The organism is Brevibacillus nitrificans, assembly GCF_003710965.1.
In the GTDB taxonomy this organism is placed as follows: Bacteria; Bacillota; Bacilli; order Brevibacillales; family Brevibacillaceae; genus Brevibacillus; species Brevibacillus centrosporus.
On record NZ_RHHU01000020.1, the window covers coordinates 13803 to 31718 of the forward strand.

Genomic DNA, 17916 nt, shown 5'->3' on the forward strand with positions numbered 1-17916 from the left:
TCCTAAAGCGCACACAGCTCGATTTCAAATCCCAGATCTTCAATCATCTGGTGGTCCGACGTAATTTCCTGCCCTGGAGTCGTCAAATAATCGCCTACAAATAACGAATTGGCTGCATACAGCGCAAGTGGCTGCAGGGACCGCAGGTTGACCTCTCTTCCTCCTGCCACACGAATTTCCTTGGTGGGACAGAGAAAGCGGAACAAGGCGAGCACCTTGAGTGCTTTTCTAACAGGCGTCCGTCCATAAGCTTCGAGGGGAGTCCCCGGAATTGCATTTAAAAAATTGACAGGAATCGAGTCGGCATCCAGCTCTCTTAATGCCTGCGCCATCTCCACGATTTCCTCTTCGCTCTCTCCCATCCCGATAATGACACCGGAGCACGGGGACATGCCGGCTTTTTTCACCGTATCGACGGTGTCTACCCGCTGATCGTACGTATGCGTGGTCGTAATGTCCCCGTAATGGGAACGGCTCGTATTGAGATTGTGGTTGTAGCGATGCACACCTGCGGCTTGTAATCGCGTGGCCTGCTCGTTGCTCAGAATCCCCAGACAAGCACAAATCTTCAGAGGCATCGTATCGCGAATTTCCTCTACCGCTTCAATGACCTGCGCCAGCTCTTTTTCCGTCGGCCCTCGTCCGGAAGCCACGATGCAATACGTCCCTGCTTTGCGGTTCAGCGCTTCTCTGGCACCTGCCAGCAGCGTTTCCTTGTCCAACAGCGTGTATTTCGCTACAGGAGCGTTTGACACGATCGATTGCGAGCAGTATCCACAGTCCTCCGGGCACAGACCGCTTTTGGCGTTTAGAATCATATTCAGCTTTACCTTTTTGCCAAAAAAATGCTGCCTGACCCGAAAAGCTGCGTGCAGCAGCGGCAATAGCTCGTCGTCCGGTGCCTGCAGAACGTGAAGCGCTTCCTCGCGTGTCAGCAATTCGTTCTGTATCGCTTTCTTTGCGTAGCTCATCCAATCGATCATCGTGTCCCCTCTTCTCCCAAAATATGAGCGGCAATGGCCCCCAAATTTACATGCTGGCGTATGGCCACTATCAGGTCCGGACGAGAAAACGGCTCCCTCAATCTCGGAAGGCTTCCCCACACCTTGACTTGCCCGTAGCGTTCAATCATGCTGGCGTTGCTCGCCCTACTGGCGTCGTCAGCAAGATCTGCTTCCGCCTCGTTTAGCAGGACACCAGCGACAGGCACTCCTTTTTCTCGGGCATACCAGACTGACAGCAGCGTATGATTGATGGTCCTCAGGCCAGCTCTTGCCACCAACAACAGCGGAAGCTCAAGCTTCCTTGCCAGATCGATCATCATTTCCGTCTCCGTGAGGGGAACAGCGAGTCCCCCTGCTCCCTCTACCAGCAAAAATCGATGCCTTTTCTTCAGAAGCTCACCTCCTTGCAGGACTTGCTCCATCGTCAGCTCATGATTTGCGGCTTTAGCTGCCAGCAGTGGGGTGAGTGGCTGTGGAAAGACGAGAGGAGCGATCTCGTCAGGCAGATCTGCAACACCTGAGAATGTATGAAGAAAGGCTGCATCGCTTCCCTCCTCATGCGCTAGGGCTCCAGACATCACGGGCTTCCATACGCCGATCTCCAGTCCATCCTCCCGCAAAGCAGCTGCTAGACCTGCCGTGACAATCGTTTTTCCTACCCCAGTATCGGTACCCGCGATGAATAAGCCAGCACATCTTTGTTCGTTCATACCAATCCCGCCTTTGTCGCCGAGTTCGCCTCCTTGATCGACGCCTCGAGAATGCGGATCATGTCACGCAGCTCCTCACAGGTAGAAGCGAGCGGAGGAATGAACACGATCACGTTGCCCAACGGACGCGTCAACAGTCCTTTTTCCCGGGCGAGCTTGCAGACGCGAACTCCAATGCGCTCGTTCCAGTGAAACGGCTCCTTTGTCTCCTTATCCCGCACGAGCTCAATGCCTGCCATCAGCCCTTTTTGGCGGATGTCCCCCACATGAGCCTCTTCTGCCAAAGGGAGCAACAGCTCGGCGAGGTATTTTGCTTTTTCTACACTACCCTCTACGAGCCGCCCCTCCTCCATCAAGCGCAGATTAGCCAAGGCGACCGCACATCCCAACGGATTGCCAGTAAACGAATGCCCGTGAAAGAACGTTTTTTGCTCCTCGTAGTCGGCATAAAAAGCCGCGTACACTTTTTCCTTGACCAATGTAGCGGCAACCGGCAGATAGCCGCCCGTTAGCCCTTTTGCCACAGCCATAATGTCTGGCGTTACCCCATCATGCTCGCAAGCAAACATCTTCCCCGTCCGTCCAAAGCCAGTTGCTACTTCGTCGGCAATGAGCAGCACATCGTACGCCTGGAGCATTTCCGCGATCTGCCGTAAGCAGCCATCCGGCATGATGATCATCCCGCTCGCGCCCTGCACCACCGGCTCCACAATCATGGCGGCGATCTCCGTCCCTTTTTCCTGGAGCAGCTGCTCCAGCCTATCGAGTGTGTTCTTTACCGCAGCCTCATCTCCGCCATCCCGGTATGGGTACGGATATGGGATCACATAGGGCGAAAATAGCAATGGCTTGTAGATCTGATGATAGAGCGGGATCGCACCAACACTCGTGGCACCGATCGTATCGCCGTGATAGGCATTGCTCATGGTGATAAAAGACTTCCTCTCGTGCTTCCCGCGGTTTTGCCAATACTGGAAAGCCATTTTCAAGGAGATTTCTACAGCGGTAGCCCCATTGTCTGAGTAAAACACTTTGGTCAAGCCTTCCGGAGCGAGGCGTACCAGCTCCTCTGCCAGCAAGATGGACGGCACATTCGCCATCCCTAGCAAAGTTGAATGCGCGACCTGATCGAGCTGCTCGATGATGGCTTGATTCAGCTCTGGAACGTTGTGGCCGTGCACATTCAACCACACAGACGAAAATCCATCGTAGTATTCCTTTCCATGCACATCAAACAGCTTGATACCTTTTCCTCTGGCAATAATGAGCGGCTCGTCTTCTATGTAGTCCTTCATCTGTGTAAATGGATGCCACAGATACTGCTTGTTCTTGGCAGCCAGCTCCTCAGGTGAATATAACAACTTGATGACCTCCTTGGTTAACGTTTATTTGTTAACTAGTATTTTAATTTGGTTAACATATTTTCGCAAAGCCTTTTTCCTTCGTTTGGCAACAAAAAAAGGACCCTGTCGCTCCCTGAGGAGAAACTAGGTCCTTTTTTTGGATATTTCCTGCTTATTTCGTTTGCTGCAAAATCCGGTATAGAGCCACGACGCACACTGCACGGGTCGTTGCCTTGTTCGGCTGGAATTTGTTGCTGACCGGATCCATCAGACCGAGCCCGACCATGTTGTTGATCGAGGAAGCTGCCCACGTCGGCCATGTTCCTTTATCCCCGACTGTTTTGGTGGCTCCCTTTTTATTGACGAGACGGTCCAGAATCACGGCTGCTTCCGCACGCGTCACCGGCTGGTCTGGACGGAAGGTGTTATCTCCGTATCCTTTCACCAAGCCTTTGGACACTGCAACCTGCACAGCTCCTTGTGCATAGGAAGGCACTTTATCCTTGAAGCTTAGCTTTGGTGTAGACGGCAGCTGCCAATCAAACGTGCGCGCGAGCAAAGCGACAAACTGCGCACGGGTCAGAGAAGCCTCCGGACCGAATTTGGTATCGGTCAAGCCCTTCACATAGCCTTGATCTGCCATGTACGTGATTTCGTTTTTTGCAGGGTGGTTGGCAATGTCAGTGAACGCTGGGCCGACATTATCGAGATAGTACGGCACGTACTTCCCGTAGGAATTGACTTCATAGACCCATTGGCCTTGTGCATTTCTCGTACCCAGCAACGGATCGAGCGTATTGTTGGTCTCGTTCACATACAGGAGTCCAACGCCTTTCCCCGCAATCCAATTTTTCGGCACGAGTGTCAGCTGAATTGGAGAGGTAGAGATGCGATCTTCTTCTCCAGCCTTCAGCTCACCCGGCTGAATCGTAAAGGAGTAGTCTGCCGGCACGTAGCCTGGAAGCGGCTGCGAAACGATCGGCTCTACATCGATCTTCGCGGTCTCCAGGAACGATGCTGTGCTTACAAAGGAATGCTGCAAGTCGAGCTCCGCTCCGAGAGACATGCTTCCCGGCAGCTCAGGTACGATCACCGAATCACTCGGTTGACCCGTTTGGTTCGGCAAGAGGAGAGAAGCCTCGTCGAAGTACAGGGTACCTTGATCGTGCGTAATTCCGTCGTTTGCCTGGTCGACGACGTAAATGCTCTTCAACTTCAGCGGATAGGCGGCATTGCTCGGGAAGTAGCCTTTCACTTGCTTCCAGCCCGACCAGTCGATTTCTTTGGCCAGATCCACGTAAACGGTCTTGCCGTTTGCATCGATGACTTCCGCACGCAGCCAGTGTCTGCTGTTGTCGCCATTGACCCACAGTCCCAATCCAAGTGGCTTGCCTGGGATCGTCACCGGATTTGCACCAAGGACGCCGTAAGCGATTCTCATGCTGCTTGCTGGCGCTCCTGAGAAGTTGTAGACCAGTTTCGCTGCTTTTTTCGTACGGAACACAGGATCGGTGACAGCACCGAAGGAACCAGCAGAGCTGATGCTCGCAGGGTTAGCAGCGTGGTACATGCCCACTTGGTTGTCAAATGTCAGCCAAGGCTGCTCGAATTGACCGATCGCAAACGGAATCGTTGTAGAAACCCCGTCATAGGTCACAGTGAGTTTGCCGTTGCCTGGCAGATCTCCCGCTGTCAGCTGCAGCTTGTCGTTCACCGTAGCGATCGAAGAGTCTATACTTGTCCGCACACTAAGCGGAGTCGCCTGAACAAGCGCTCCCTTTTTCGTCTTGATTTTGATATCGAGCGTCAAGGTTTGGCCAGGAGCAATCGTCACCGGATTTGGCGAAACGACTATCTGCTGGACCTCGCTGCCAGAAACGACGTGAATTTCTTTATTTTGCGTCACATTGCCCAAGCGCCCTTGCAGGGTAATTTGACCCGAACGGGCAGGCGTAAAGCGTGTACCGTCTACTGTCCCTACATCCGAGCCGCCGCTTACGTCCCATGCGACATTAGACGTATTGATCGCGTATGGCTGGTAGTGCGTGTCGTATCCTTTTGATGCGGTCATCGAAACCGTTTGTCCAATCAGTACATCGGAAGGTACATCAATCGTAAAGCCGCGCAAGTCGCCTTTTGGAGCGGTATTATACACAGCCAGTCCGGTCGGTACTCTGCGTTCGGCTCCGCCGCTTGGCACGTTGGACAGGTTCGCCTGCGTCTCTCCCAACATACGGGTAGCCAAAGTCGTGGAACCGCCGCCGTCAAAGTTCACAGCGCGATAGGAGCCCAGCTCTGCCATGATTTTTGCCAGCTCGTCCAGATAAACCCCTTTGCTCGCGTCGATGGTGACCATGTACAGCGTTTTGCCGTCTTGGGAGATACCGACAGCTGTACGAGAATTGATCGAGGTAATGGATTTATCTGCCTGGAAGGAGGTAAGCGCTTTTCCCTGGTTAACCAGAAGCACGTTGCCCCCTACCGCATCCAACAAATTGATGTCTTGCGGTGTTGTTTGGTACTGTACCTGCGCTTTCGCACCGACAGGGAAGTTTTGTTTCAGGAAGGCCGCAGCCTCGCCATGTCCCCACAGGACATAGCCGTTGTAAGGTATGTATACGCCAGGTTGATTGACTCGGACTTCTTTGGCGACATCGTCGACGAACAAAATTTCTACGACGTCTTTGTAGCCGGAAATGGCCCCGAGGCTTGTCTTGCCAAAAGACGGGGTGTACAGATTCAGCTGGTTTTGATGGCTTTTGCGGCCATCGCTGGGATTGTACTCTTCTTTGTTAACCCCTTGGATCGAGAAGGCAGCTCCACTTGGTGCGGTTACCTTTCCGCCAAATCCAAATTTTTCGATGATTGCGGTCTTGTCACCCGTCAATCCGAGGCTGTACCAGTAAGAGATCAGCCCCATTGAGGAAACCAGCTCGCCGTCCTTCTGCACGATTCCAAAAGGCGCACCGCGTTTGGACATGTTGAAAAAGTCCGCATTGATCGCTGCGATCGCTCCCGTTTCCCGCGCCATCTGCGTTACGGTTTGCCTCTCCGTCAGCTTGCCTTTCGTGCCGTAGACCGGCTTTACTTCCACGTACTGATTGTTCAGATCCACTTTGGTCACCATGACTGTAACCAATTGATCTGCAAAAGATTTTGTGTATTTGAGTAAAGTGGTACCCTCGCCAATCGGGGTTTGCCACATCATCTGCAATGAACTGGTCTCCGCTCTCGCTTGTGCCACATTGGTCGCAAGCGGCACAAACGGAACAAAAGCTCCCCAGGCTACTGTCGCAGCCGTGAGCAGCGTAACCGCCTTCCGCGCTCTCATGTTGGTGACTCCTCTCCGTTTTCCGATCTTTTGTATGTCTATCGTTCAGGTACAAAAACCCAACTAGAATGTAGACGCTCCATGGTGGTTGATAGTTTCGCCTTGTCGCTAGATTCTCTATTAGAAAAATATAACAAATAGTTAGTCGGCAATTGTGCGGAAAGAAAACCCGTCCGGCTATACCAACAGCACCGGACGGGACTTCAAAGAAAATCAGTATGTGCAGACCTAGATGATTAATGGCCAGAATGGAACGGCTCCGGACGCTCTTCACGCAATCCGAAATGATGAAGAATAGCCTCTACAATCCGACGGGAAGCTTCCCCATCCCCGTACGGATTGGCAGCATGCGCCATCGCATCATACGCTGCTTGGTTTGTCAGCAGCTCTTTTGCCATCGCATACACCTGCGCTTCATCGGTACCAGCTAGCTTGAGTGTTCCTGCTGCAATCCCTTCCGGACGCTCAGTCGTATCACGCAGCACGAGAACAGGAACTCCCAGAGAAGGTGCTTCCTCCTGTACCCCACCGGAGTCAGTCAGAATCAAATGCGCGCGTCTCGCAAAGTTGTGGAAATCAAAGGCATCGAGCGGCTCGATCAAATGAATGCGCTCATGTCTGCCCAGAAGCTCGTGGGCTACTTCCTGTACGGCCGGGTTGAGATGCACAGGATAGACTACCGCGATCTCTGGATGCTCGTCCACCATTCTTCTCACGGCACGGAAAATCTGGCGCATCGGTTCACCCAGATTTTCGCGACGGTGAGCGGTCATCAGCACCATTTTGTGATTGGAAACCAGGTCGAGCACAGGATGTGTATAATCTTCACGCACCGTTGTCTTCAGCGCATCAATCGCTGTATTACCGGTGATGTAGATGGTCTCTTCCTTTTTGTTTTCCCGACGCAGATTGTCAGCGGAGCCATCGGTTGGGGCGAAGTGCAGGTCTGCCATGACGCCTGTCAGCTGACGGTTCATCTCTTCCGGGAATGGCGAATACTTGTCCCACGTACGCAGGCCCGCTTCGACGTGGCCAATCGCAACCTGGTTGTAGAACGCTGCCAAGCTCGCGACAAAAGTCGTTGTCGTATCCCCATGGACCAGCACGATGTCAGGCTTCACTTCCTTGATCGCCGTGTCCAAGCTCTCCAGCGCACGGGTAGTGACTCCTACCAGTGTCTGCCGGTCTTTCATGATGTTCAAGTCAATGTCCGGTTTGATATCGAAAATCTCCAGCACCTGGTCCAGCATTTGGCGATGCTGCGCCGTCACGCAAACAACGGATTCAATCTGCTCGCTGTGCTTGTTCAATTCGTGCACGAGCGGAGCCATTTTGATCGCTTCCGGACGTGTACCAAATACCGTCATTACTTTACATGTTTTCATCGGTTTCCCTCTCCCGCTACTTTGTGCCGTACAGACGGTCTCCCGCATCTCCCAAGCCTGGCACGATATATCCATGATCATTCAAATATTCATCAATCGCGGCTACGAAAATATCTACATCCGGATGCTCGTCCTGCACCATTTTAATACCTTCTGGCGCAGCGATGAGGCACATCAGCTTCATATTCTTCGCACCGCGCTTTTTCAGTGCAGTAATCGCTGCAACGGCAGAACCGCCTGTTGCCAGCATCGGATCAATCACGATCAATTCACGCTCAGCTACGTCAGAAGGCAGCTTGACGTAGTACTCAATGGGCTGCAAGGTTTCCGGATCACGATACAACCCAACATGACCTACCTTGGCTGCAGGAATCAGCTTCAACAGACCGTCAACCATACCGAGACCAGCGCGCAAAATCGGTACGAGACCCACCTTTTTCCCTGCAATCACATTGGATTTACAAGTAGCCACAGGCGTATCAATCGTGGTTTCCTCCAACGGCATATCGCGGGTAATTTCATACCCCATCAGTGTCGCTACTTCGTCCACCAACTCGCGAAATTCCTTGGTCCCCGTATTCTTGTCACGGATATAAGTTACTTTATGCTGAATCAGCGGATGGTCAAACACATATACACGGCTCATGAACGTTCCTCCGTTTCCCTATCAATACATCCTTCTCATCATAGCGAAGGAGTGTCCCGCCGTCAATTTGCCCAATCTTCGTTCTTTTCGAGAAGCCGATCTCCAGACTCCGCTCCACCCTACGTCCCGCTGAGGGTAGGACTGCCCGCTGCGCAATGAGTCGCAGGGGCGCGTAAAAGTGGTAGCCGCTACGCCGAATATTCACGGTTACGCTCCTTTTGCCTGCGCCTCATCGCTCCGCTCGGTCGGACTCCGACAGTCGCTCCGCCTGGAGACCGGCTTCTTGGCGTTTTTGCTGGTATGACTACGAAGCGTAGCAAGAAAACCAGTAAACTACCTTCTCTTCATGAGTAATCCCTCAAAGCATTTTCTCCCCCGACAAGAAGAACATTTCCAAGCGGAGCGAGTTGTGGAGCCCAACCGAGCGGAGCAGCCACTGGCGGGCAACAGAAACGCAACCTGCAAACGCGGCGCAGCGGCTACCACTTTTGCGTTTCCCCGCCAGTGGATGCGGAGCGGGCAGTTTCTCCCCCAGCAGGGCGTAGCATTGAGCGCAGCTTGGAAATGTTCTTCCCCCAGCAGGGCGTAGCATTGAGCGCAGCTTGGAAATGTTCTTCTCCCAGCAGGGCGTAGCATTGAGCGCAGCTTGGAAATGTTCTTCTCCCACGAAAAAAGCAGACCCCCGTCGGAGTCTGCTTTCTCACCATATCGTGAAGCTTAGATTTCCAAGCCTTCGTACATTGGGTAGCGTTGGCACAGAGCAGCTACGCGCTGGCGAGCTTCTTCGTGTTTCGCTGCGTCTTCTGGATTTTTCAAAGTGAGCGCGATGATCGCTGCTACTTCTTTCATTGCTTCTTCATCAAAGCCACGGCTGGTAACCGCTGGTGTACCCATACGAACGCCGCTTGTTACAAATGGGCTCTCGGAATCGTAAGGGATCGTGTTTTTGTTGGTTGTGATGCTGACTTCATCCAACAGATGCTCAGCCACTTTACCAGTCAAGCCGATCTTGCTTACATCCACCAGAACCAAGTGGTTATCGGTACCGCCGGATACCAGCGTCAACCCTTCTGCAGTCAAAGCTTCTGCAAATGCTTTTGCGTTGCTTACGATGCGAGCTGCGTAGTCTTTGAAGTCTGCTTGCAGAGCTTCACCAAAAGCAACTGCTTTTGCTGCGATTACGTGCATCAAAGGTCCGCCTTGTACGCCCGGGAACACGGATTTGTCGATTGCTTTTGCAAACTCTTCTTTGCAAAGAATCAGACCACCGCGAGGACCGCGCAAGGTTTTGTGAGTAGTAGAAGTTACGAAATGAGCGTATGGCACTGGGTTTGGATGCAGACCTGCAGCTACCAGACCTGCGATGTGAGCCATGTCTACCATGAAGTATGCGCCCACTTCATCCGCGATTTCACGGAACTTAGCGAAGTCGATTGTACGTGGGTATGCACTCGCGCCCGCTACGATCAATTTTGGCTTGTGCTCGAGAGCTTTCGCACGAACGTCTTCGTAATTGATCGTGTGGGATTCTTGATCTACTCCGTATTCTACGAAGTTGTAGAGCGTACCGGAGAAGTTTACAGGGCTGCCATGCGTCAAGTGACCACCGTGGGACAGGTTCATACCGAGTACAGTATCGCCTGGCTTCAGGATGGTGAAGTATACAGCCATGTTTGCTTGAGCGCCGGAGTGAGGTTGAACGTTGGCATGTTCTGCCCCAAACAGTTCTTTCACACGATCGCGAGCAATATTTTCAGCGATATCCACGTATTCGCAGCCACCGTAGTAGCGACGGCCTGGATATCCTTCTGCGTATTTGTTTGTCAGAACGGTTCCCATTGCTTCCATTACAGCACGGCTAACGAAGTTCTCGGATGCGATCAGCTCAATCTTGTCGCGTTGTCTTCCCAGTTCCAACTGGATGGCTTCCAATACTTGTGGGTCTTGCTGGCGCAAATGATCTAGCATGATATATTCTCTCCTCCTTGAACATGAGCTTGTCTCACGTTCTTTTTAGGTACAGCTCTCCGTAGTTGGTGCTTTTTCATACACGGCACGGGCGCCGCCGATCAGCTTCGGACGAGTCCGCGCTGCCGTAACATGTGCTTCCCCGATGACGCGAATTGTTGGTCGCACCGGAACCGCTACATGCTTCAAATGCATGCCAATAAGCGTATCGCCGATATCGATCCCGGCGTGTGCCGAAATATGCTCGACGACGGCAGCATCCTTCATCTGGGTGTAAGCATGGGCTGCCATGGAACCGCCTGCAGTAGGAACGGGGACGACCGATACCTCATCCCATCCGAATCGCTCCACTACTTCGCGCTCCACGACCAACGCCCTGTTCAAATGTTCACAACATTGAAAAGCCACGGCAAACCCGCTCAGGTCTTGTACAGCACGAATACCGCGATAAAGCGCAGCTGCCACTTCCTTGCTTCCCGCCTTGCCGATATGCTTGCCCAGCACTTCACTGGTACTGCAACCGATGACGAGCAGCTGTCCTGGCTTCAGCTCAGACAGATGGACAACTTCCTTTACAACCTCACTGACCTGTTTTTCAATGGCGACCAGATCCACTTACTTCACTCCCGTGTGTTTCGCTTCGATCTCCGAGATTTTCTCCACACGTCGCTCGTGACGTCCACCCTGGAAGTCCGTATCCAACCAGATCTTCACGATATCGAGTGCCAATCCAGGACCGATGACACGTTCACCCATGGCAAGGACATTCGTGTTGTTGTGCTCACGAGTAGCCCGAGCCGAGAAGGTATCGTGCACCAGCGCGCAGCGAATCCCCGGCACTTTGTTCGCAGCAATCGACATGCCAATGCCTGTACCGCACACCAAAATGCCACGGTCGAACTCGCCTGCCGCTACTTTTTCCGCTACAGGAAGCGCATAATCAGGATAGTCTACCGAGTCGGCGCAGGAGACTCCGAAGTCTTCGGTCTCCACATTCAAGGATGCAAGCAGCGTCTTGATCTCCTCTTTGAGCTTGTATCCACCATGATCAGCAGCAATTGCTACTTTCATCTTGTCATCCCTCGCTTGTACTTGATCTCGTTCATTATACATCATAATTCCACAAGTAAAAAGTGAACATTTCAATCCATGTTAGAGAAAATGTTCGTACTCTAACGCGAAACAAGGTACTGACAAGGGGCCAGCACCTCATTCTTAGCGCGATTCACGAAAACGCTCTTGAAGCAATCTTACCGATAGCCTGTCCAGCGCCTCCTCGATTTCCTCTGCACTTCTGCGATAATCCTCAATGGACCCACCAAACGGGTCTGCAATATCGCCAAAGCCTTCTACTCCTACAAATTCACGCAAGGTGTGTACCTTGTTTGCTGCAGCAGGATAGTACATCAAAATCGCCTGCTTGTGATTGGCTGTCATCGTCAAGATCAGATCGGACCACTCGATCAGTCCTTCATCCAGTCTGCTTGAGGAATGGTTGTGCTCAATCCCACGCTCTTCCAGTACTTTACTGGCGTGAGGAGAGGCCGCTTGCCCGTCATAGGCTGCCACCCCTGCTGAGCGCACCTCAAAATCCTGCCCAGTCGTTTTGGCTCGGAAAATCGCTTCTGCCATGGGACTTCGGCAGGTATTGCCTGTGCAGACAAACAATATCCGTTTCACGTATCTCGCCTCCTTCTGCCTGCGCCATCCTGCTATAACATAAATTTTAACCCAAAACAGAACAAAATAAGTCCACCTACTAATTCGCTGTAATCCCCCAACCATCCTCCTACGCTTCTGCCGAGAAGTAATCCGAAGTAGGACATCGCACCGCCCATGATGCCAAAAAGCGTGATAGCGAGCAGCCTGTTCACTTCGATCAATCCGAAAGAGAAGCCGACTGTGAGGGCATCCAGACTCACACTGAAGGCGAAAAGGATCAAGCCAAACCCTTTGGTCCGCAGCACGCTTTTTTGATCGCCATTCACAAATCCGTTCCATAACATATGCAAGCCAATCACCATCAGGACACCGCCTCCCATAAAAACGGCGATATCCCCAACCAAATCAGACAAATACGCCCCAACGAAAATCCCTACAACCGGCATACCTATATGAAAAAGCCCTATGGTGATACTGACTTTTATAATCTCCCGAAGCCGAATCCCTACCATTCCTACGCCGATTCCCAACGAAAATGCGTCCATACTCAAGGCAAATGCGATCATGAGCAAGGTCAGAAATTGCCCCCACTGAAACAAGACCTGGTCCAACTGGCCTCCCCCTCCTCGTCTCTTCAACCTATGCGGACAAGAAGGAGTTTAGACAAGGCATTTTACGCCTGCTCGATTCGACCGCCAGCTGCCTTTTCCAGCCGATTCATGACAGCCATGCCGAGGCCCTCTCGGGAAAATGTTTCGCCTACAATGTACTGTGCTTGGTGGGCATCAAAATCGCGCAGGACGGCATACAGCTGATGGGCAACCTCTCCCAAGTCAGAACGCGATCCAACGGACAGCACGACATCAGCGTCAGGATGTGCACGCCACGCCTCAAAAGTCTCCTCCGTTGCCAGCACACCTGTTTTTCGCCCATGCTGCTTCGCTTCTCGCAGCATAGCGGCCATCTTGTCCCGCACGCGTTCTGCCTCTCCTGCCACCAGCCACATTTCGCCTTCCGGTGCGTAGTGTGTATATTTCATGCCAGGCGCACGCGGAGTCTCCGTAGCTCCTGCCTGAAAAGACGGGTCCAGTGCGACAGGTCCAATCACGGCTTCCAGCTCTTCACGGGTAATGCCTCCCGGACGAAGAATCACTGGAGGCTCCACCGTTACATCTATCACTGTGGACTCCAATCCCACTCCCGTCGCTCCCCCGTCCACGATACCAGCTACACGGCCATCCAAATCAGCAAGAACATGGGCCGCTGTCGTGGGACTCGGACGCCCGGATCGATTGGCACTCGGTGCAGCGATGGGAACCCCTGCTTCCGCAATCAAAGCCAGTGCGATGGGATGATCCGGCATCCGTACCCCGACGGAATCAAGACCAGCCGTCACGAGCGAGGCGACCTCATCTGTCCGCGGCAAAATAATGGTCAACGGACCGGGCCAGAAAGCATCCATCAAATGCTCCGCCTTCTCCGGTATATCCGCCGCCACAGTGGACAACTGCTCCTTTTTTGCGATATGCACAATCAGTGGATTATCGCTGGGCCTTCCTTTGGCTGCAAATATTTTCTCCACAGCTTCGTTGGACAATGCATTGGCTCCCAGGCCATAAACGGTTTCAGTCGGAAACGCGACGACCGCACGATCCCGCAGCAAACGTGCTGCATCCACAATCTGTGTACAACTCTGTATTTTCTCCACAGCATTTTCCACAATATTATCCACAGTCCACACTTTGGTGACTACCTTTTGCTCCATGATAAAAATATCCTTTCTCTAGCACGTTTCGTATTCATGAGTGCCTTAAGTATAGATGTGCTGATTAAAGTTTTCAACAGCCTGTGGGTAACTTGTTGATAACTTTAATCAGCACAGTGGAAAAAACATTGTTACCGATTTTTAACCGAGTGTTGTTCAGGAATGTAGTAGGATAAGAGTATCAACACCATTCCAAAACGCCCCTTCTTGAAAGGATCGTGACATTCTCATGAAATCATTCAAATCCATGGCAGCAAGCCTGCTCGGTTCAGCTGTCCTGCTCAGCGCTGTCGTTTCACCAGCAATGGCTGCTGCTCCAGTGCCCGTCAAGCCTGCTGCACCGGTAAGCTCCCCGCAAGTAAAAGGAGTCGTGATTACCTCCAAAACCATTCAACAAAAGACAGCCGAGTACGAAGCCAACATCACGATCCCTGTCATCAGCGGGCTGAACGATAAAGCGTATGAAGCAAAGCTGAATGCTGATTTGCTCAAACAAGCTCAGGATGCGTTGAAGGAACGACAAATCATGAGCAAGCAAGACGCAATTGACGCCAAGAAATACGGCTATCCGATGCGTCCGCATGCTGTGGATATTTCCTACAAGGTACACTCTGTGGGCAAGCTCGTCGCATTCTCTGTGCAAACGTATCTGTACACAGGTGGCGCACACGGCATGACCGATGTTACCTACTACAATATCGCCAACCTGGACAAAGCTCAGAACCTGCAGCTGGCTGACCTGTTCCAGCCAGGCATCAATTACCGCTATGTCCTGAACAATCTGATCAAACAACAAATTCAGGCGGATCCTGAAAAAGCCGAGATCTACAACTTCGAAACCGTTGCTGACAACCAGCCCTATTCTTTCGAGAACGGCAATCTGGTCATTCATTTCACTCAATACGAAATTGCCGCCTATGCAGCGGGAATGCCTGCTTTCGCGATCCCACCGCACAGCTACCTGAATTTGCTTCGATCCGATGTGAAAGCCTTGCTGCAATAGCGCCTACTCCCATCATCAAACGAGAGAAACGACACCTGCGCCCACTGCCAGGTGTCGTTTTTTCTTTGTTTAGGAGAACAGCTTCTCCAGTCGATCCCACAGAAAGAATCTTACCTCGATTTCAGGTGCAGGAGCTGCAGCTGGCTGTTCTGTCTCTGTCTGCGCTTCTTCGCTGCCTGCCACGGATTCATCTGTGCTGGCAGATACGACTTGACTCTCTGGACCACGTTCAGGCTCGCGGTCAGCTTGGCGATCTCCATACACATCCTCCAAACGCAGCTGGCGCCATTCCTGCCATTCATCCCGTGCTCGGCCTGTAGCCGCATCTACTGGTGCAGCAGCTTCACTCGCTTGCGTTTCAAGTGCCGCATCTGTCTCATCCGCAACAGGCTCCTGCTCTGTATCCGCTGGAGCTGCTTGTACACCATCCCCGTTGGACATATCGATAAAGCAGAGCGGCGGGAACAGGACACACCACCAGTTTTGCCCTTTCGCCTCGCCGATTTGTACGCGCAGCGCCTCATAATCACCTGCCGGGTACACATAGGAACCATACAGCTTTGTAGGAAATGGGACTTGTCCAAAATCAACGACAGCTTTATAGCTAAAACCGCGATCACGAATCGTTTGGTCGACCACTTGCTGCATCACAGGCAGATTTGCTCTTACGACTTTCTCTGCATCTTTGAAATCCTTGATATCCGTTGCCCATGTATCCATTTGAGCGATCAGCGCATCACGCACTTCCCGCTTTAACCACTGGTCTTGAAAGGAATCGCTGTTGGCAATAATCCGCAAGCGAATGGATTCTTGAGGGATCGGCCCGTTATCCACAACATTGGCCGAAGTAAGCTGTCCCTCCCAGCTCATCATTAACATGAGTACACAAAACGCCATCCATAGTGTCCGTTTCATATCGAACAGCTCCCTCTTGTACTGTGCTAGTCACGCTCTTTTTCTCTATAGCATCAGTATGGGCAGAAGGTTCTGAATTCAAACGGCAGATCGAAAATATTCTGAACGAATCGGAAAGAAAAAGGCGAGCAAACGAGTCGCTATCGTCTGACGCCGATGACTACCCGTTCTATGCCCGCCAAATCAGGTACAACATGCACTTCATCAATAACGCCGGATGCCTTCATCAGATCCTCAACATCACGTGCCTGATGAATACCCACCTCATAGGCAACCAGTGCTTTTTTCTTTAAAAGAGCTGGCAGTGCCTCGCACAAACGTCGATAGCAGTCCAGGCCATCTGTTCCACCATCCAAAGCCAAGCGTGGCTCGTGCTCGAGTACTTCCGCATCCAGCTCATCCACATCTGCACTTGGAATATACGGCGGATTGGATACGAGGATATCTACCTGCTCACCAGCAGTAAGCAACGGCTGCACCAGATCCCCTTGCAAAAAGCGAACGGCAGCTCCGAGACGCTCCGCATTTTCCTTGGCAATCACAGTTGCGTCCAAAGACAAATCCACGGTCGTGACTTTCCAGCTAGGCCGCTCGCAGGCAAGTGTAATGCAAATGGCACCACTGCCTGTGCCGATATCTGCTACAGTCAAAACGTCAGCCTCGTCCCCCTGCCACAGCTTGGCCGCATGCAGGAGCACCTGCTCAACCAAAATTTCCGTTTCCGGCCGTGGGATCAGCACACCAGGGCGCACATGAAACAGCCGGCCAAAAAACTCCTGTGAGCCAAACATATACTGCAAAGGCTCATGCTGGGCACGCCGCAAGAGCAGCTCATCCAGTTTCTCTATCGCCTCTGGAGGAATCGGATCCATCATCGCGATCAGGAAACGGGTACGGTCCCAGTCCAAGCAATGGCGAATCAGCAGCTCTGCCTCAAACACCGGATCATTTGCCCCATGCTCCCGCAAAAAGGAAGAAGCCCGTGTCAGGGCTTCTCGAATCGTCGTGACAGTAGACCAATCAAGCTGTGTTTGCATGACTTTTCAACAGCTCCGTCTGTTCGTGCATGATCAGGTTGTCGATCACTTCATCCAACTCGCCTTCGAGAACCGATTCCAATCGATGCAACGTCAGGCCGATACGGTGGTCGGTTACGCGGCTTTGTGGATAATTGTACGTACGGATACGCTCGCTTCGGTCACCAGTACCCACCAGGCTCTTGCGGTTGGCATCTACTTCAGCGTTTTGCTGCTGCATATAAAAATCGTACAGACGAGCTCGCAATACGCGCAGTGCTTTATCCTTGTTGGAGTGCTGCGACTTCTCATCCTGACAGGAAACCATGATTCCTGTAGGAAGGTGCGTCACACGAACGGCAGACTTGGTGGTATTAACGCTCTGTCCACCCGCTCCACTGGAACAGAAGGTATCGATGCGGATATCCTTGTCGTGGACTTCTACTTCGACTTCCTCTGCTTCAGGCAGAACGAGAACCGTAGCTGTCGAGGTATGGATACGACCGCCGGACTCGGTTGCCGGGATGCGCTGCACGCGATGCGCTCCGCTTTCAAACTTCATTTTGCTGTAAGCTCCGCGACCACTGAGCGAAAACACGATTTCTTTGTACCCGCCGATGTCAGTAGGGCTAGCTTCCAGGACCTCGATCTTGAAGCCGTTGCGCTCTGCAAAGCGTGTGTACATACGGAAAAGAACCGCAGCAAACAATGCAGCCTCGTCGCCACCTGCAGCACCTCGAACCTCCACGATCACGTTTTTCTCATCGTTTGGATCCTTCGGCAAGAGCAGGATTTTCAAGCGCTCTTCCAGCTTTTCTTTACGCGAAGCCAGCTCACTGATTTCGAGCTTGACCATTTCGCGCATTTCATCGTCCAGTTTTTCCTCCAACATGGCCTTGGCATCTTCCATCTGGGATACAACTGATTTATATTCACGGTAAGCCGTCACGGTTTCTTCCAGGGAAGACTGCTCCTTGGACAATTCACGCAAGCGTTTTGTGTCACTAATGACGTCGGGGTCACAAAGGAGATTGGTCACTTCTTCAAAACGCTCTTCAACTGCAGATAAGCGTGTAAACACTGTACTTCACCCCAATCGTAAAAAATACGAAGATCAATCATAACAGATAAATTATAGGAGGAAACCGGAAATAAGTCAAAGCGCATT

The 17916-nt window shown here is 52.2% G+C and carries 16 protein-coding genes; 1 reads left to right on the top strand and 15 read right to left on the bottom strand.

Going from position 1 to position 17916, the window contains the following annotated elements; all coding sequences use genetic code 11:
• Nucleotides 1-2: 2 nt before the first annotated feature.
• The 12 genes from bioB to EDM59_RS27025 form a co-directional block, all read right to left on the bottom strand.
• A complete protein-coding gene (bioB, locus tag EDM59_RS26965; RefSeq protein ID WP_122926468.1) occupies nucleotides 3-983 on the bottom strand; it encodes a biotin synthase BioB in 981 nt (326 codons plus the stop codon).
• On the bottom strand, nucleotides 980-1714 hold the full coding sequence (gene bioD / locus EDM59_RS26970; protein ID WP_122926469.1) for a dethiobiotin synthase: 735 nt from the start codon (nucleotides 1712-1714) through the stop codon (nucleotides 980-982). The genes bioB and bioD overlap by 4 nt, the downstream gene beginning before the upstream one ends.
• Nucleotides 1711-3081 (bottom strand): adenosylmethionine--8-amino-7-oxononanoate transaminase, encoded by a 1371-nt coding sequence (gene bioA, locus EDM59_RS26975; RefSeq protein ID WP_425456045.1) that lies wholly within the window; start codon nucleotides 3079-3081, stop codon nucleotides 1711-1713. Before bioA ends, bioD begins: the two co-directional genes overlap by 4 nt.
• A gap of 148 nt (nucleotides 3082-3229) precedes the next feature.
• Nucleotides 3230-6388: a phosphodiester glycosidase family protein gene (locus EDM59_RS26980; protein ID WP_122926471.1), complete on the bottom strand. Its 3159-nt coding sequence runs from the start codon at nucleotides 6386-6388 to the stop codon at nucleotides 3230-3232.
• Nucleotides 6389-6624: 236 nt separating this feature from the next.
• A complete protein-coding gene (gene wecB / locus EDM59_RS26985) occupies nucleotides 6625-7773 on the bottom strand; it encodes a non-hydrolyzing UDP-N-acetylglucosamine 2-epimerase (protein ID WP_122926472.1) in 1149 nt (382 codons plus the stop codon).
• A 16-nt stretch (nucleotides 7774-7789) separates the two neighbouring features.
• Entirely contained in the window at nucleotides 7790-8419 is a 630-nt protein-coding gene (gene upp, locus EDM59_RS26990; RefSeq protein ID WP_092268284.1) for a uracil phosphoribosyltransferase, read from the bottom strand.
• Between the two features lie 717 nt (nucleotides 8420-9136).
• A complete protein-coding gene (locus tag EDM59_RS27000) occupies nucleotides 9137-10387 on the bottom strand; it encodes a serine hydroxymethyltransferase (protein WP_092268285.1) in 1251 nt (416 codons plus the stop codon).
• Nucleotides 10388-10432: 45 nt separating this feature from the next.
• Nucleotides 10433-11002 (bottom strand): TIGR01440 family protein, encoded by a 570-nt coding sequence (locus EDM59_RS27005; protein WP_122926474.1) that lies wholly within the window; start codon nucleotides 11000-11002, stop codon nucleotides 10433-10435.
• Nucleotides 11003-11458 carry a ribose 5-phosphate isomerase B gene (gene rpiB / locus EDM59_RS27010; protein ID WP_122926475.1) on the bottom strand — a complete coding sequence of 152 codons (456 nt, stop codon included), beginning with the start codon at nucleotides 11456-11458 and terminating at the stop codon, nucleotides 11003-11005.
• A gap of 144 nt (nucleotides 11459-11602) precedes the next feature.
• Nucleotides 11603-12067, bottom strand: a complete 465-nt coding sequence (locus tag EDM59_RS27015) for a low molecular weight protein arginine phosphatase (protein WP_122926476.1) — start codon at nucleotides 12065-12067, stop codon at nucleotides 11603-11605.
• Between the two features lie 32 nt (nucleotides 12068-12099).
• A complete protein-coding gene (locus tag EDM59_RS27020; protein WP_122926477.1) occupies nucleotides 12100-12660 on the bottom strand; it encodes a manganese efflux pump MntP in 561 nt (186 codons plus the stop codon).
• Between the two features lie 62 nt (nucleotides 12661-12722).
• Nucleotides 12723-13814: an L-threonylcarbamoyladenylate synthase gene (locus tag EDM59_RS27025; protein WP_122926478.1), complete on the bottom strand. Its 1092-nt coding sequence runs from the start codon at nucleotides 13812-13814 to the stop codon at nucleotides 12723-12725.
• Nucleotides 13815-14043: 229 nt separating this feature from the next.
• On the opposite strand from EDM59_RS27025, the gene EDM59_RS27030 reads away from it, so the two are divergent.
• Nucleotides 14044-14817, top strand: coding sequence for a DUF3298 and DUF4163 domain-containing protein (locus EDM59_RS27030; protein WP_122926479.1), 774 nt, complete (start codon nucleotides 14044-14046; stop codon nucleotides 14815-14817).
• A 69-nt stretch (nucleotides 14818-14886) separates the two neighbouring features.
• On the opposite strand, the gene spoIIR is transcribed toward EDM59_RS27030, so the two are convergent.
• From spoIIR to prfA, 3 genes are all read right to left on the bottom strand, one after another.
• A complete protein-coding gene (gene spoIIR / locus EDM59_RS27035; RefSeq protein WP_122926480.1) occupies nucleotides 14887-15732 on the bottom strand; it encodes a stage II sporulation protein R in 846 nt (281 codons plus the stop codon).
• Between the two features lie 140 nt (nucleotides 15733-15872).
• Nucleotides 15873-16769 (bottom strand): peptide chain release factor N(5)-glutamine methyltransferase, encoded by an 897-nt coding sequence (prmC, locus tag EDM59_RS27040; RefSeq protein ID WP_122926481.1) that lies wholly within the window; start codon nucleotides 16767-16769, stop codon nucleotides 15873-15875.
• Nucleotides 16753-17829 (bottom strand): peptide chain release factor 1, encoded by a 1077-nt coding sequence (prfA, locus tag EDM59_RS27045; protein ID WP_122926482.1) that lies wholly within the window; start codon nucleotides 17827-17829, stop codon nucleotides 16753-16755. The genes prmC and prfA overlap by 17 nt, the downstream gene beginning before the upstream one ends.
• Between the last annotated feature and the right edge of the window lie 87 nt (nucleotides 17830-17916).